This is a genomic window from Pseudomonas syringae group sp. J309-1, assembly GCF_032582135.1.
Taxonomy (GTDB): domain Bacteria; phylum Pseudomonadota; class Gammaproteobacteria; order Pseudomonadales; family Pseudomonadaceae; genus Aquipseudomonas; species Aquipseudomonas quasicaspiana.
Window position 1 is genome coordinate 1 of the sequence record NZ_JAWHNU010000093.1, and the last position, 14768, is coordinate 14768.

At 59.0% G+C, this 14768-nt stretch carries 14 protein-coding genes and 1 pseudogene; 14 read left to right on the forward strand and 1 reads right to left on the reverse strand.

From position 1 onward, the window contains the following. Positions 1-866, forward strand: a pseudogene (locus RX972_RS28060) (hypothetical protein); the annotation flags it as partial. Positions 867-984: 118 nt separating this feature from the next. Further along, positions 985-1449: a hypothetical protein gene (locus RX972_RS28065; protein WP_316880466.1), complete on the forward strand. Its 465-nt coding sequence runs from the start codon at positions 985-987 to the stop codon at positions 1447-1449. Here the strand turns inward: RX972_RS28065 and RX972_RS28070 are convergent. Continuing rightward, positions 1446-2135: an alpha/beta family hydrolase gene (locus RX972_RS28070; protein ID WP_316880468.1), complete on the reverse strand. Its 690-nt coding sequence runs from the start codon at positions 2133-2135 to the stop codon at positions 1446-1448. The genes RX972_RS28065 and RX972_RS28070 overlap by 4 nt on opposite strands. Before the next feature lie 91 nt (positions 2136-2226). On the opposite strand from RX972_RS28070, the gene ccoN (RX972_RS28075) reads away from it, so the two are divergent. The 12 genes from ccoN (RX972_RS28075) (at position 2227) to ccoS (ending at position 14531) form a co-directional block, all read left to right on the forward strand. After that, the gene (gene ccoN / locus RX972_RS28075; protein WP_099269809.1) at positions 2227-3651 is read left to right on the forward strand and encodes a cytochrome-c oxidase, cbb3-type subunit I; all 1425 of its coding nucleotides are present in this window, start codon (positions 2227-2229) and stop codon (positions 3649-3651) included. Positions 3652-3661: 10 nt separating this feature from the next. Further along, a complete protein-coding gene (gene ccoO / locus RX972_RS28080; protein ID WP_316880471.1) occupies positions 3662-4270 on the forward strand; it encodes a cytochrome-c oxidase, cbb3-type subunit II in 609 nt (202 codons plus the stop codon). Positions 4271-4273: 3 nt separating this feature from the next. Beyond that, positions 4274-4474, forward strand: coding sequence for a CcoQ/FixQ family Cbb3-type cytochrome c oxidase assembly chaperone (locus RX972_RS28085; RefSeq protein ID WP_316880473.1), 201 nt, complete (start codon positions 4274-4276; stop codon positions 4472-4474). Further along, positions 4471-5421: a cytochrome-c oxidase, cbb3-type subunit III gene (ccoP, locus tag RX972_RS28090; RefSeq protein ID WP_316880475.1), complete on the forward strand. Its 951-nt coding sequence runs from the start codon at positions 4471-4473 to the stop codon at positions 5419-5421. Before RX972_RS28085 ends, ccoP (RX972_RS28090) begins: the two co-directional genes overlap by 4 nt. 700 nt (positions 5422-6121) lie before the next feature. Continuing rightward, positions 6122-7567 carry a cytochrome-c oxidase, cbb3-type subunit I gene (ccoN, locus tag RX972_RS28095; RefSeq protein WP_316880477.1) on the forward strand — a complete coding sequence of 482 codons (1446 nt, stop codon included), beginning with the start codon at positions 6122-6124 and terminating at the stop codon, positions 7565-7567. Beyond that, positions 7564-8172: a cytochrome-c oxidase, cbb3-type subunit II gene (gene ccoO, locus RX972_RS28100; RefSeq protein WP_027898346.1), complete on the forward strand. Its 609-nt coding sequence runs from the start codon at positions 7564-7566 to the stop codon at positions 8170-8172. The genes ccoN (RX972_RS28095) and ccoO (RX972_RS28100) overlap by 4 nt, the downstream gene beginning before the upstream one ends. Positions 8173-8177: 5 nt before the next feature. Further along, the gene (locus RX972_RS28105; RefSeq protein ID WP_099269804.1) at positions 8178-8366 is read left to right on the forward strand and encodes a cbb3-type cytochrome oxidase subunit 3; all 189 of its coding nucleotides are present in this window, start codon (positions 8178-8180) and stop codon (positions 8364-8366) included. Beyond that, the gene (gene ccoP / locus RX972_RS28110) at positions 8363-9337 is read left to right on the forward strand and encodes a cytochrome-c oxidase, cbb3-type subunit III (RefSeq protein ID WP_316880482.1); all 975 of its coding nucleotides are present in this window, start codon (positions 8363-8365) and stop codon (positions 9335-9337) included. The genes RX972_RS28105 and ccoP (RX972_RS28110) overlap by 4 nt, the downstream gene beginning before the upstream one ends. Positions 9338-9635: 298 nt before the next feature. Continuing rightward, the gene (gene ccoG / locus RX972_RS28115) at positions 9636-11048 is read left to right on the forward strand and encodes a cytochrome c oxidase accessory protein CcoG (RefSeq protein ID WP_316880484.1); all 1413 of its coding nucleotides are present in this window, start codon (positions 9636-9638) and stop codon (positions 11046-11048) included. A gap of 12 nt (positions 11049-11060) precedes the next feature. Next, positions 11061-11600, forward strand: coding sequence for a FixH family protein (locus RX972_RS28120; protein ID WP_231677500.1), 540 nt, complete (start codon positions 11061-11063; stop codon positions 11598-11600). 286 nt (positions 11601-11886) lie between these two features. Next, the gene (locus RX972_RS28125) at positions 11887-14349 is read left to right on the forward strand and encodes a heavy metal translocating P-type ATPase (protein ID WP_316880488.1); all 2463 of its coding nucleotides are present in this window, start codon (positions 11887-11889) and stop codon (positions 14347-14349) included. Then, the gene (gene ccoS, locus RX972_RS28130; RefSeq protein WP_027902726.1) at positions 14328-14531 is read left to right on the forward strand and encodes a cbb3-type cytochrome oxidase assembly protein CcoS; all 204 of its coding nucleotides are present in this window, start codon (positions 14328-14330) and stop codon (positions 14529-14531) included. The genes RX972_RS28125 and ccoS overlap by 22 nt, the downstream gene beginning before the upstream one ends. The last annotated feature ends 237 nt before the right edge of the window (positions 14532-14768 follow it).

The window sequence follows — 14768 nt, forward strand, 5'->3', positions numbered from 1 at the left end:
CCCGCCTCCCCGCCCCAACCATGGACACCGTCGGCCCCGACGGCCTGCTGACCCCTTCAAAAATCCCCGAATCCGGTGCCACGGTGCGGGTGGGTTATGCGGACATGAGCACTGGCGACAGTGTGGTCACCACCTGGGAAGGCGCAGCCCGTTACGACACGCCTGCGCAGGTGATCGGCGGCGATGCCCAGTTGCTGTTCAATATCCCGAAAGCCTTCATTAGCCAGAACATCGGCAGCTCTGCGAGTGTGACGTATACCGTGACGCGGGCGGGTACGGCGGTGGTGTCTGCGCCGCTGTGGTTGCGGGTTCAGCAGGGTATGAACTTCGACACGTCGCCTGTGAGCCTGGGCGGCAAGGTTTACCTGATTCCCGGCAGGCCGGATATCCTCCCGTCCTTTCCAGAAGGTACGACGGTGCGGCGCATTGCCAGTGGCGGGCAAGCGCCTTATGCCTATGTGTCCAGCGACACCCGTATTGCTCATGTGGATGAGCATGGCCTGACCTCGGTTCGGGGCAACGGTACAGCAAGGATTTCGGTGACGGATGCACTGGGTGAAACCAAGAGCTATACGGTCACGGTCACTGGCGTTATTCACTGCTTAGGACTGGGCTCTGGCAAGTATGCGCAGATGACTGCCGCCGCCGCAGGTCAAGGCGCGCGTATCCCGGCGATTGATGAACTGAATCAGATCTTCAATGCTTATGGCAATCGCTGGCCAATGGGTAACGGGCTGTACTGGTCGTCCACGGTAGCAGCGCAGAACCTGGTGGGCATGAAGTGGTACCTCATCAAAAATCTGGTAACCGGCGCTAACTTCAAGGTGCTGGAGCACAGCATCAGCCTTGGCGTAGGTATTCGCTGACGGTTGATGCAGCGGGTTCAGACCGAAAACCGGACTTCCGGGCGTCGCACTACCTGTCAAGTGCGACGCCCTTCTCTGCATCCCCCAAATCACACACTGCTCAGCAAGGAGCACGTACATGAGCGCGTCCGCAATGCCTCGTAAATCGCGGGTCAGCCCGCCGACCTGCCAAGGCAGTTTTCAGGCGGTGGTCAATCAATCCCCTTTGGTAGTGTCGTTGCTGTCGGCGAGTCTGACCCTACGACCGGAGTTGTCACCAACGCCTCGGCAGTGGATCTGGAAGGTTATCGCTCAAGGCAAGGTCGGCCGTAAACGCGCCAGTATCGGCCTGTTCTTCGATCGGGATTTACCTTTGGGCACTCACGACCTGGTGGCCAGTGAGTACATCAAAGTCGTCTATCACCAGACGCCGAACAGCCAGAACATCATCTATCACTCGGGGCATATTCAGGCCGGGCAACTGACGCTGTTTGAGGCCGACCTGTCCGCGCAACGTCTGAGGGGTGAGTTCGGCTTCAGCATTTCCGCCCTGGACTTCGCAGTGACCGAAGGTGAGTTCGATCTGTACTGCCTGCCGACTTAACGCAGCATGTCCGCGATACGCTTCGCGGTGTTCGCCAGGCAGTCTTCATAGCTGATGCCTACCGACTTCAAAGGCTTGAGGTCGTGGTTGGCGGCGGGAATCCACAGCACCTCAATCGCAGGGGACAGCGTGTAGGCTTCGACGCTTTCCTTGTTGCCCAAGGCATCCCGCTCACCCTGCACGATCAACGTCCGCGCTTGCAGATCTGCGAGGTGCGCCACCCGAGGTTTTTCCGGTTTGCCTGCCGCATAGAACGGATAACCCAGACACACCAGCGCATCCACGTGCAGTTCATCCGCGATCAGGCTGGCCATACGCCCGCCCATGGACTTGCCGCCAATGGCCAGACACCCAGTGACATGGGGTCGCACACTGGCATGCACCTCACGCCAGCAGTCGAGTAATTGCGCTTGCGGATTCGGCGGCCGACGGCGTCCATCGACCCGGCGCTGCGCCATGTAGGGAAATTCGAAACGCAACACGTTGACGCCTTGTCCGGCAAGGCGCGCAGCCATGTCGTTCATGAAGTCGCTGTCCATCGGCGCACCCGCGCCGTGAGCCAGAACAAGCGTCGCCAAGGGCTTGCTTCGTGGGTCTGTGACCGCCTGATTCCATAACCAGCCGTGGTCTTTTGCCAGTTGTGCACATTGATCTTCGTCAATACCGGCACTTTGCTCAATGCTCATGCTTGCCTCGCTTTTGATGAGTCTGCCAATAACCCGGAGCTAAACCTGTGCGTAGCGCACCCGACCTGGCCTCGATGGGAAATATAAATAAATGAACACCACTAACAGTACCGCCTACAACTATCAGGTGGTCCGCCAGTTCGTCATTATGACGGTGATCTGGGGGATTGTCGGGATGGGACTTGGGGTCTTTCTCGCCGCCCAACTGGTCTGGCCTGAACTCAACTTCGATCTTCCCTGGACAAGCTTTGGTCGCTTGCGCCCGCTGCACACCAATGCGGTGATTTTTGCGTTCGGCGGCTGCGCCCTGTTTGCCAGCTCTTATTACTCGGTGCAGCGCACCTGCCAGACAACATTGTTCCTGCCGAAACTGGCGGCGTTTACGTTCTGGGGCTGGCAATTGGTGATCCTGTTGGCAGCCATCAGTCTGCCGCTGGGTTACACCAGTTCCAAAGAATACGCAGAGCTGGAATGGCCCATCGACATTCTGATCACTATCGTCTGGGTGGCATACGCCATCGTGTTCTTTGGCACCCTGGCCACGCGCACAACCAAACATATTTATGTCGGCAACTGGTTCTTCGGTGCGTTCATCCTCACGGTTGCTGTGTTGCACATCGTCAATAATCTGGAACTGCCGGTCAGCCTGACCAAGTCCTACTCGCTGTACTCCGGCGCCACCGATGCCATGGTGCAATGGTGGTACGGGCACAACGCGGTGGGCTTTTTCCTGACCGCGGGCTTCCTGGGGATGATGTACTACTTCGTGCCAAAACAGGCCGAACGTCCGGTGTACTCCTATCGGTTGTCCATCGTGCATTTCTGGGCGCTGATCACCCTGTACATCTGGGCCGGTCCGCACCATTTGCACTACACCGCCCTGCCCGACTGGGCACAGTCGCTGGGCATGGTGATGTCGCTGATTCTGTTAGCCCCGAGCTGGGGCGGAATGATCAACGGCATGATGACCCTTTCGGGTGCCTGGCATAAGTTGCGCAGTGACCCGATTCTGCGCTTTCTGGTGGTCTCCCTGGCGTTCTACGGCATGTCGACCTTCGAGGGTCCGATGATGGCGATCAAGACCGTCAATGCCCTCTCCCATTACACCGACTGGACCATCGGCCACGTTCACGCCGGAGCCCTGGGCTGGGTCGCCATGATATCCATCGGCGCGCTGTACCACATGATCCCGAAAGTCTTCGGCCGCCCGCAGATGCACAGCATTGGCCTGATCAACGCGCACTTCTGGCTGGCCACTATTGGCACCGTGCTCTACATCGCATCGATGTGGGTCAACGGCATCACTCAAGGCCTGATGTGGCGCGCGGTCAACGAAGACGGCACTTTGACCTACTCCTTCGTCGAAACACTGGTGGCCAGCCATCCCGGATTCATCGTGCGCCTGGCAGGCGGCGCGATCTTCCTGCTGGGTATGTTGCTGATGGCCTACAACACCTGGCGCACCGTAAAGGCCTCCAACCCTGTCGAAGCTGCCGCTGCTGCGCAGATGGCCTGAGGAGATCGCCATGAGACATGAAACGATCGAGAAAAACGTCGGCCTGCTGATGATTCTGATGGTGCTGGCCGTCAGCATCGGCGGCCTGACGCAAATCGTCCCGCTGTTCTTTCAGGACGTGACCAACAAGCCGGTTGAGGGCATGAAGCCTTACACCGCGCTGCAACTGGAAGGCCGCGATATCTATATTCGCGAAGGTTGTGTGGGCTGCCACTCGCAGATGATCCGGCCGTTCCGCGCCGAGACCGAACGCTATGGGCACTATTCGGTAGCCGGTGAAAGTGTCTGGGATCACCCGTTCTTGTGGGGTTCCAAGCGCACCGGACCAGACCTCGCTCGCGTCGGCGCACGCTATTCGGACGACTGGCACCGCGCGCATTTGTACAACCCGCGCAACGTCGTGCCTGAGTCGAAAATGCCTGCGTATCCCTGGCTGGTGACTCAGCAGGTAGACAGCCGCTACACCGAAGCCAAGATCAAGGCGATGCGCACCCTGGGCGTGCCTTATACCGATGAGGACATCAGTGGCGCCGTTGCCTCCCTCAAAGGCAAGACCGAGATGGACGCGCTGGTTGCCTACCTGCAAGTGCTTGGCACTGCCATCAAGAGCAAGAGGTAAGCCATGGATACTCAGGATCTACGCGGGCTTGGCACGCTGATCGTGGCCATTGCATTCATCGGTATGTCGCTGTGGGTGTTCAGCAGCCGACGCAACGCTGACTTCGCCGAAGCACGCCTGGCACCGTTTGCCGACGAGCCTTTGCCACCGGTAATCGAGCCACTTACAAAAGAGCAGCCTGTTGTGCGGAGTAACCAGCCATGACCACCTTCTGGAGCACCTATATCTGCGTGCTGACCATTGGCAGCCTGATCGGCCTGACCTGGCTGTTGATCGGCACCCGCAAGGGCGAAACCAAGGGCAGTACCGACCAGACCATGGGCCACAGCTTCGATGGCATCGAGGAATATGACAATCCGCTGCCCAAGTGGTGGTTCATGTTGTTCGCCGGGACGCTGGTGTTCGCGATCGGTTATTTGATCGTGTATCCGGGGCTGGGCAACTGGAAAGGCATCGCCCCCGGCTACGAAAACGGCTGGACCGGCGTCAACGAATGGCAGAAGGAAATGGACAAGGCTGACGCCCGCTTCGGGCCGATCTTTGCAAAATTCGCCGCGATGCCGGTGGAGCAAGCCGCCCAGGATCCTCAAGCGCTGAAAATGGGTGGCCGCCTGTTTGCGTCGAATTGTTCGGTCTGCCACGGCTCGGACGCCAGAGGCGCTTACGGCTTCCCGAACCTGACCGACAACGACTGGCGCTGGGGCGGCTCCGCTGACACGATCAAGGCCACCATCATGGCCGGCCGGGTCGCGGCCATGCCAGCCTGGGGCACGATCATCGGCGAAGACGGTGTGAAAAACGTTGCGGCGTATGTGCGCCACTCACTGGCAGGGCTGCCACTGCCCGCTGATGACAAGGCGGATCTGGCCGCCGGACAGCAAGTGTTCAGCTCCACGTGTGTAGCCTGTCATGGCGCAACAGGCAAAGGCACCGAAGTCATGGGCGCCCCAAACCTCACACAGCCGGGCGGTTTCATCTACGGCACCAGCCTGGCGCAGTTGCAGCAGACCATTCGTCTTGGTCGCCAAGGTCATATGCCTGCTCAGGCCGATTTATTGGGCAATGACAAAGTACAGCTGCTGGCCGCTTATGTTTACAGCCTGTCGAAGGGTCCTGATCAACTCATCGACAAAGGTAAAGCGGCGCGGTAGCAAAAAGAGCAACACTGTGGACCCCTTCAACACCGCACCCTGCAACAGGGTGCGGTGGTCCCTTTTATTCGCAGATGTTCTCCCATCAAACAACATGCAAACTACTGGATTGAAATACATTTTCTGTAGGAGCTGCCGAAGGCTGCGATGCATTTCTCCCGATACACCGCGATCGCAGCCTTCGGCAGCTCCTACAGGTCCTATGTTTGTTTGCCGCGAGACAGCGTGGTATCAGGGACACCGGGGCGGCTCTCATCAATCAAAATGCAAACTACTGGATTGAAATGCATTTTCTGTAGGAGTGAGCTTGCTCGCGATTCGATTTCCTGGTCCAGGAATTTATCGACTGAACTGGCGCTATCGCGAGCAAGCTCACTCCTACAGAACCGGGAGCCCAGCGTTTCGGGACCCAAAGGTCACGTGAAAGAAACGTGCACGACATTCGTGCCATGCAAACGCTCAACGGCCTGACGAACCAGGGCTGTTCGCTTACTCTTGGCATGCTGCTAATGTCCGTTACTCCCACCCCGGATTTTACCCGTGCTACACCCTCCAGAAAATTTCTGTCCACCGGGACAGGTTTTTCCTTTACGCTCCGCGTCGGAATATGCCTGAAACGGCCGCTGAGCATGCCTGCGCCGGGTTTCATGGGTTAATAACGTTCACACCCTGATAAATAGTCGAACCGTGGAACCTGATAATGAGCACAGCAAACAGTCCGACTGCTTATAACTATAAGGTGGTCCGCCAGTTCGCCGTCATGACGGTGGTCTGGGGCATCCTGGGCATGGGGCTTGGCGTTTTCATCGCCGCACAGCTGGTCTGGCCGGAACTGAACCTGGGGCTGGAATGGACCAGTTTCGGTCGCCTGCGACCTTTGCATACCAATCTGGTGATCTTCGCGTTCGGCGGCTGCGCGCTCTTCGGCACCTCTTATTACGTGGTGCAACGCACGTGTCAGACCCGGTTGATTTCCGATGGCATGGCGGCGTTCTCGTTCTGGGGCTGGCAAGCGGTCATCGTCAGCGCCATCATCACCCTGCCGATGGGCTACACCACCACCAAGGAATACGCTGAACTGGAATGGCCGATAGCGATTCTGCTGACCATTGTCTGGGTGGTGTATGGCGCGGTGTTTTTCGGCACCATCGTCAAGCGCAAGACCCGACACATCTATGTCGCCAACTGGTTCTACGGTGCATTTATTGTTGTCACCGCCATGCTGCACATCGTTAACCACATCTCGTTGCCAGTCAGCCTGTTCAAATCCTACTCAGCCTACTCGGGTGCCACCGACGCGATGATTCAATGGTGGTACGGCCACAACGCAGTGGGTTTCTTCCTGACCACCGGCTTCCTCGGCATGATGTATTACTTCGTGCCCAAGCAGGCTGAGCGGCCAATCTATTCGTATCGCCTGTCCATCGTGCACTTCTGGGCGCTGATCACCCTGTACATCTGGGCCGGTCCGCACCACCTGCATTACACAGCCCTGCCCGACTGGGCGCAGTCGTTGGGCATGGTGATGTCGATCATTCTCCTCGCGCCAAGCTGGGGCGGGATGATCAACGGCATGATGACCCTCTCCGGCGCGTGGCATAAATTGCGCACGGACCCGATCCTGCGGTTTCTGGTGGTGTCCCTGGCGTTCTACGGCATGTCGACTTTCGAAGGTCCGATGATGGCGATCAAGACGGTCAACGCCCTTTCCCACTACACCGACTGGACCATCGGCCATGTGCATGCAGGCGCATTGGGCTGGGTAGCGATGATCACTATAGGCGCGACGTATCACATGATCCCCAAAGTGTTTGGTCGACCGCAGATGCACAGCATCGGCCTGATCAACGCGCACTTCTGGCTGGCGACCATTGGCACCGTGCTGTACATCGCGTCGATGTGGGTCAACGGCATCACCCAGGGCCTGATGTGGCGAGCGATCAACGACGACGGCACGCTGACTTACTCCTTCGTCGAGGCACTGCAAGCCAGCCACCCGGGTTACATCGTGCGAATGATCGGCGGCGCGACCTTCGCCAGCGGCATGCTGCTCATGGCTTATAACGTCTGGCGCACCGTGCGTGCTTCCAACCCCGAAGAAGCCGAAGCCGCAGCACAAATCGCCGTGGGGGGGGCTCACCGATGAAGCACGAACTCCTCGAAAAGAACATTGGTCTTCTGGCCCTCTGCATGGTCATCGCCGTCAGCATCGGCGGCCTGACACAAATCGTCCCGCTGTTTTTTCAGGACGTGACCAACAAGCCGGTGGAAGGCATGAAGCCGCGTACCGCGCTGGAAGTCGAAGGCCGCGACGTGTACATCGCCAACGGCTGTGTCGGTTGTCACTCGCAGATGATTCGTCCGTTCCGCGCCGAAACCGAACGCTATGGTCATTACTCGGTGGCGGGCGAAAGCGTCTGGGATCATCCATTCCTGTGGGGCTCCAAACGCACCGGGCCGGACCTGGCGCGGGTCGGCGGCCGCTACTCGGACGACTGGCATCGGGCGCATTTGTACAACCCGCGCAACGTGGTCCCGGAATCGAAAATGCCGGCCTATCCGTGGCTGGTCGAGAAGCATCTGGATGGCAAGGACACCGCGAAGAAAATGGAAGTCCTGCGCACGTTGGGTACACCTTATACCGACGCAGACATCGCTGGCGCTCAGGCGGCAGTGAAAGGCAAAACCGAAATGGATGCACTGGTGGCCTATCTGCAAGGCCTCGGCACCGTCATTAAAAGCAAGCGGTGATCTGGATGGATATCGGGATGATTCGGGGGCTTGGCACCCTGGTGGTGATGGTGGCCTTCATCGGTCTGGCGCTCTGGGTGTTCAGCCCCCGGCGCAAGACAGAGTTTGACGATGCCACCCTGTTGCCCTTCGCGGACGATCCCGAAGCGATCAAAAAGGTCGAGCAGGAAAAAGCATTCAGGAGCAAGCAATGAGCACTTTCTGGAGTCTGTACGTCACCGTCCTGACGTTGGGCACGGTCTTCGCTCTGACGTGGCTACTGCTTTCCACTCGCAAGGGCCAGCGTGACGACACTACTGAAGAAACCGTCGGCCACGCCTTTGACGGCATCGAGGAGTACGACAACCCGCTGCCCAAGTGGTGGTTCATGCTGTTTATCGGCACGATTATTTTTGCGCTGGGCTATCTGGTGCTGTATCCCGGCCTGGGTAACTGGAAAGGCCTCTGGCCGGGCTACGGTTACATGAATACCGACAAGAAAATCGAGTTCTCCGACGGCCAGACCGGCTGGACGGCCGTGCATGAATGGGAAAAGGAAATGGCGCGGGCCGAGGCGCGTTTCGGGCCGATTTACGCTAAATTTGCGTCGATGCCCATCGAGGAAGTCGCCAAGGATCCGCAGGCCCTGAAGATGGGCGGCCGCCTGTTCGCGTCCAACTGTTCGGTGTGTCATGGCTCCGACGCCAAAGGCGCTTATGGCTTTCCGAACCTGACCGATGCCGACTGGCGCTGGGGCGGCAACCCGGAAACCATCAAAGCCACGATCATGGGCGGCCGCCACGCGGTGATGCCCGCATGGGGGGATGCCCTCCAGGAACAAGGCGTGCGCGATGTGTCGGCGTACGTGCTGACCGCGCTCAGCGGCCGCAAATTACCGGAAGACGCCAAGGCTGACCCGGTGGCCGGGCAAAAGATATTCGCCACCACCTGCGTCGCTTGCCACGGCCCGCAAGGCAAAGGCATGCAAGTGCTGGGTGCTCCAGACCTGACCCATCCGGGGTCGTACATCTACGGATCCAGCTACGCGCAGTTGCAACAAACCATCCGCTACGGCCGTCAGGGCCAGATGCCTGCACAGGCAGCGATTCAGGGCAATGACCGGGTGCATATTCTGGCGGCGTATGTGTATAGCTTGTCGCGGGATAAGGCGGCAGATGCTGAGTAAGCTGAAGAAACTCTGATTGTGGGAGCGGTGCTTGCCCGCGATAAGGCTGGACGCGATCTAAAGTGAATCGCGTCCAGCCTTATCGTCGGAATGCCGCCCAGACCAAGCTCGGCTCCCACAGGGAAATCACATACCGCAAAAAAAACTGCAAATCAATTGACCCGAATCAGCACGCTCTACACCTGTTTGCACCAGGATTCGCCGCGAGCCACTCACGAAGACTGCTGGCGTATCATGGCCTTCATCACTGCACGCTCCTGACCACAGAGGCATTTTTCCACCGCCGTGGGACACACCGATGAGCAATAACATTCCGGTCGTCAACGTCACGCCACCGCCTGAAAGCGGGACCCAGACGGTCGACCTCTACGCCTCGCGGGAAAAAATCTACACCCGCGCGTTCACCGGCCTGTTCCGCAATCTGCGCATGCTCGGCGGCGCTCTGCTGTTCCTGATTTACTTCGGTACGGTCTGGTTGAATTGGGGTGGGCATCAGGCCGTGTGGTGGAACCTGCCGGAGCGCAAGTTCTACATCTTTGGCGCGACTTTCTGGCCACAGGATTTCATCCTGCTCTCCGGCATTCTCATCGTCAGCGCGTTTGGCCTGTTTTTCATCACTGTGTACGCCGGTCGGGTCTGGTGCGGCTACACCTGCCCGCAAAGTGTCTGGACCTGGATTTTCATGTGGTGCGAAAAGGTCACCGAAGGCGACCGCAACCAACGCATCAAGCTCGATAAAGCGCCCATGAGCGCCAACAAGTTCGTGCGTAAATTTGCTAAACACAGCCTCTGGCTGTTGATTGGTTTCCTCACCGGGCTCACCTTTGTCGGCTACTTCTCGCCCATTCGCGACCTGATCACCGAGTTTTTCACCGGTCAGGCCGATAGCTGGGCGTATTTCTGGGTTGGCTTCTTCACCCTCGCGACTTACGGCAATGCGGGCTGGCTGCGTGAGCAAGTGTGTATATACATGTGCCCCTATGCGCGGTTTCAAAGTGTGATGTTCGACAAGGACACCCTGATCGTGTCCTATGACCCACGCCGTGGCGAGCAACGTGGTCCGCGTAAAAAAGATCAGGACTACAAAACGCAAGGTCTGGGCGACTGCATCGATTGCACGATGTGCGTGCAGGTCTGCCCTACCGGCATCGACATTCGCGACGGCCTGCAAGTGGAGTGCATAGGCTGCGCCGCCTGCATCGACGCCTGCGACAGCATCATGGACAAGATGAACTACCCGCGCGGGCTGATCAGCTACACCACCGAGCATAATCTTTCCGGCCAGGTCACCCATAAGCTACGGCCGCGTCTGATCGGCTATGCGGCAGTGTTGCTGTTAATGATCGGCCTGCTGGTCTCGGCGTTCTTGATGCGCTCGCTGGTCGGCTTCGACGTCAGCAAGGACCGCGTGCTGTATCGGGAAAACGCCGAAGGCCGGATCGAGAATGTCTACAGCCTGAAGGTCATGAACAAGGACCAGGTGGATCACACCTATGTGCTTGACGTCACTGGCCTGCCAGACCTGAAATTGCAGGGACGCCGTGAGTTCAAAGTGGCTGCCGGGGATATTTTCAGCATGCCCGTGGAGCTGTCCATCGCGCCCGAAAAACTGCCATCCAGCACCAACGAGGTGATTTTCATCCTCAAGGATGCCGACGGCGATGCTCACGCAGAAACCAGGAGCCGTTTTATCGGCCCGCAAGTTCGTTAAAGAGAGCTGCCCATGTCCGTCGCAACTGCGCAAAGCCCTTGGTACAAGCACATCTGGCCTTGGATCCTGATTAGCATTCTGACCTGCTCGGTGACGCTGTCTCTGACCATGGTGACTATCGCGGTGAATAATCCTGACAATCTGGTCAACGACAATTATTACGAAGCGGGCAAAGGCATCAACCGTTCACTGGACCGCGAACTGCTGGCCCAGACGCTCATGCTGCGTGCCAGTGTTCATCTGGATGAACTGACAGGCGAAGCAGACGTGCGCCTGACAGGCAAAAGCAGGCCGAAGACCCTGGAACTGAACCTGATTTCCCCGACCCAGCCGCAAAAAGACCGGAAAATGGTTTTGATGCAGAGCAGCTCCGAACCTGACCGCTACATCGGGCAATTGACCGATAAAGTCGAGGGCCGCCGGTTTGTCGAATTACTGGGAGTTGAAAACGGTCAGACCTGGCGCCTGTTCGAGGAAGAACAGATCAGCCACGACAAAGACCTTGCACTGGGCGATGAAGCGATTCAGGGTGCGGAAGATTTGAGTAAGTGAGCGCACCGCACAATTGCGGCGGGAACTGCCCCGGCGTCCATGGCACCGCGCTGTCGCGCAGCAAACACAGGACCCGTAGGAGCTGCCGAAGGCTGCGATCGCGGTGTATCAGGAGAAATGCATCGCAGCCTTCGGCAACTCCTACAGAAAATGCATTTCAATCCAGTATTTTGCTGTTGTTTGATGAGGGCGAACTTGTTCGCGAGGCGGTGTGCCTGAATAACCGCGTCATGCCCTCTCGCCAACAAGTTGGCTCCTACCGTTGTTCTGCTGCGACCCAAAGACCATGACCACACCCACCCCCTGCTACCACTGCGCCCTGCCCGTCCCGACGGGCAGTCGCTTTACCGCCGTCGTGCTCGGAGAAACCCGGGCGATGTGCTGCCCGGGGTGTCAGGCCGTGGCTGAGTCTATCGTCGCTGGCGGGCTGGAAAGTTATTACAGCCATCGCGACAAGGCATCGGCCAACCCTGACACCTTGCCCCTGCAATTGCCGGATGAACTGGCACTGTACGACCGCGCCGATGTGCAGGCTCCGTTTGTTCGGCATCAGGGCGAACTCGCAGAAACGACGCTGCTGATGGAAGGCATCAGTTGCGCGGCCTGTGGCTGGCTCATCGAGCGTCACTTGCGTGCTCTGCCTGCGGTGGCTGAAGCACGCCTGAACCTGTCCAGCCACCGATTGCATGTCAGTTGGTCAGACAGCCAGATGCCCTTGAGTGAGCTGCTCGGTCAATTACGCAGCATCGGCTACGTTGCCCACCCTTATGAGGCCGACCGGGCCACAGTAAAACTCGCTGAAGAAAACCGCCTGGCGTTGCGACAGCTTGGCGTGGCCGGTTTGCTGTGGTTCCAGGCGATGATGGCAACCATGGCCACATGGCCGGAATTCAACATCGACCTCAGCCCGGACATGCACACCATCCTGCGCTGGGTCGCGATGTTTCTGACGACGCCCATCGTCTTCTACAGTTGCGCGCCATTCTTTCGTGGTGCTGTGCGCGACCTGCGCACCCGCCACCTGACCATGGACGTTTCCGTATCCCTGGCGATTGGCGGGGCTTACGTCGCGGGCATCTGGACCGCCATCACCGGCAACGGCGAGCTGTATTTCGACGCCGTGGGCATGTTCGCCCTGTTCCTGCTGGCCGGGCGCTATCTGGAACGCCGCGCCCGGGAACGCACTGCGGCGGCCACCGCCCAACTGGTCAATCTGCTACCCGCGTCCTGCCTGCGTCTCGATGACCAGGGTCAGACAGAGCGGATTCTGCTCAGCGAACTGCGCCTGGGTGATCAGGTGCTGGTGCAGCCCGGCACCGTGCTGCCTGCCGACGGCAAAATCATCGAAGGCCGCTCAAGTATTGATGAATCGCTGCTGACAGGCGAATACCTGCCCCAGCCGCGAAGTTCCGGCGATGCAGTCACGGCGGGCACCTTGAACGTTGAAAGCGTGCTCACAGTGGAAGTCCTGGCGCTGGGCCACGAGACGCGCTTGTCAGCCATTGTTCGCCTGCTCGACCGGGCACAGACAGAAAAACCCCGACTGGCGGAAATTGCCGATCGGGCGGCGCAGTGGTTCCTGTTGCTTTCACTGGTTGCAGCAGCGGTTATAGGCGTCATCTGGTGGCAGATCGATTCGTCGCGAGCATTCTGGATCGTCCTCGCGATGCTGGTCGCCACCTGCCCGTGCGCCCTATCTCTCGCGACCCCGACAGCGCTCACCGCCGCCACCGGCACGCTGCACAAATTCGGTCTGTTGCTAACCCGCGGCCATGTCCTTGAGGGACTCAACCAGATCGACACGGTGATTTTCGACAAGACCGGCACCCTGACCGAAGGAAAACTGGCGCTGCGCAGCATCCAGCCGCTGGGTGAGCTGGACGCCGACGCTTGCCTGAGCCTGGCCGCCGCGCTGGAAAACCGTTCGGAGCATCCCATCGCAAAAGCGTTCGGCCGCGCCCCCATTGCAGCCGGGGAAGTCTTCAACCGAACCGGGCTGGGCCTTGAGGGCATCGTCAACGGTCAGACGTTACGGATCGGGCAACCAGCTTTTGTCAGCGCCCTGAGCGCCAGCGATATCCCGGCAGCGCCCGATCAGACTGGGCAACATCTGTTACTGGGCGACCGCAATGGGCCGCTGGCCTGGCTCATTCTTGATGATCGTCTGCGTGAAGACGCCCACGAACTGCTGCAAGCCTGCAAGGCGCGCGGCTGGAAAACCCTGCTGCTGTCCGGTGACAGTTCGCCAATGGTTGCCCAGGTCGCCGCCGAACTGGGCATCGACGAGGCCCGTGGCGGCCTGCGCCCTGACGACAAGCTGGCGGTGCTGCAAGCGTTGCATCGTCAGGGTCGCAAGGTTTTGATGCTCGGCGACGGCGTGAATGACGTGCCGGTGCTGGCGGCTGCCGATATCAGTGTCGCCATGGGCTCGGCCACGGACCTGGCGAAAACCAGCGCCGATGCGGTGTTGCTATCCAATCGCTTGCAGGCGCTGGTTCAGGCCTTTGCTCTGGCGCGCCGGACTCGCCGGGTAATCATCGAAAACCTGCTCTGGGCCGGGCTTTACAATGGCCTCATGCTGCCGTTCGCGGCGCTGGGCTGGATTACACCGATATGGGCTGCGGTAGGCATGTCCATCAGTTCGTTGACGGTGGTACTCAACGCCCTGCGCCTGACTCGCGCGCCGTCCGTCACAGACGATAATCGGCAGTGTTCCCCGGAGGCTTTATGCCAGCGCTCTACATCATGATCCCGGCGGCCTTGCTGCTGGTCGGCGTGGCGATTTACATCTTTTTCTGGGCAGTGGACAGCGGCCAGTACGACGACATGGAAGGCCCCGCCCATAGCATTCTTTTTGATGAGCAGGACCCGAAGCATCAGGCGGCGGTGGATGAGGTTGCGGGAAGGAAAAAAGATGAATCTGATGTTTGAGCCCAATCCCGAGCAAACGCCGGATCCTGTTGGAGCGACCGGAGTGGCGCTCCAACTAGCCCGCAATAAGGCTGGACGCGTTAGACCTGAAATCCGAGGCGTCTACATCGCGGGCAAGCCTCGCTCCTATCAAACAAACTACAACTATTTGATTTGGAGAACTTTTTCATCTGTAGGAGCGCGCTTGCCCGCGATCGCGTCAGCACAGGCAATATATTCATCGACTGACAGACCGAA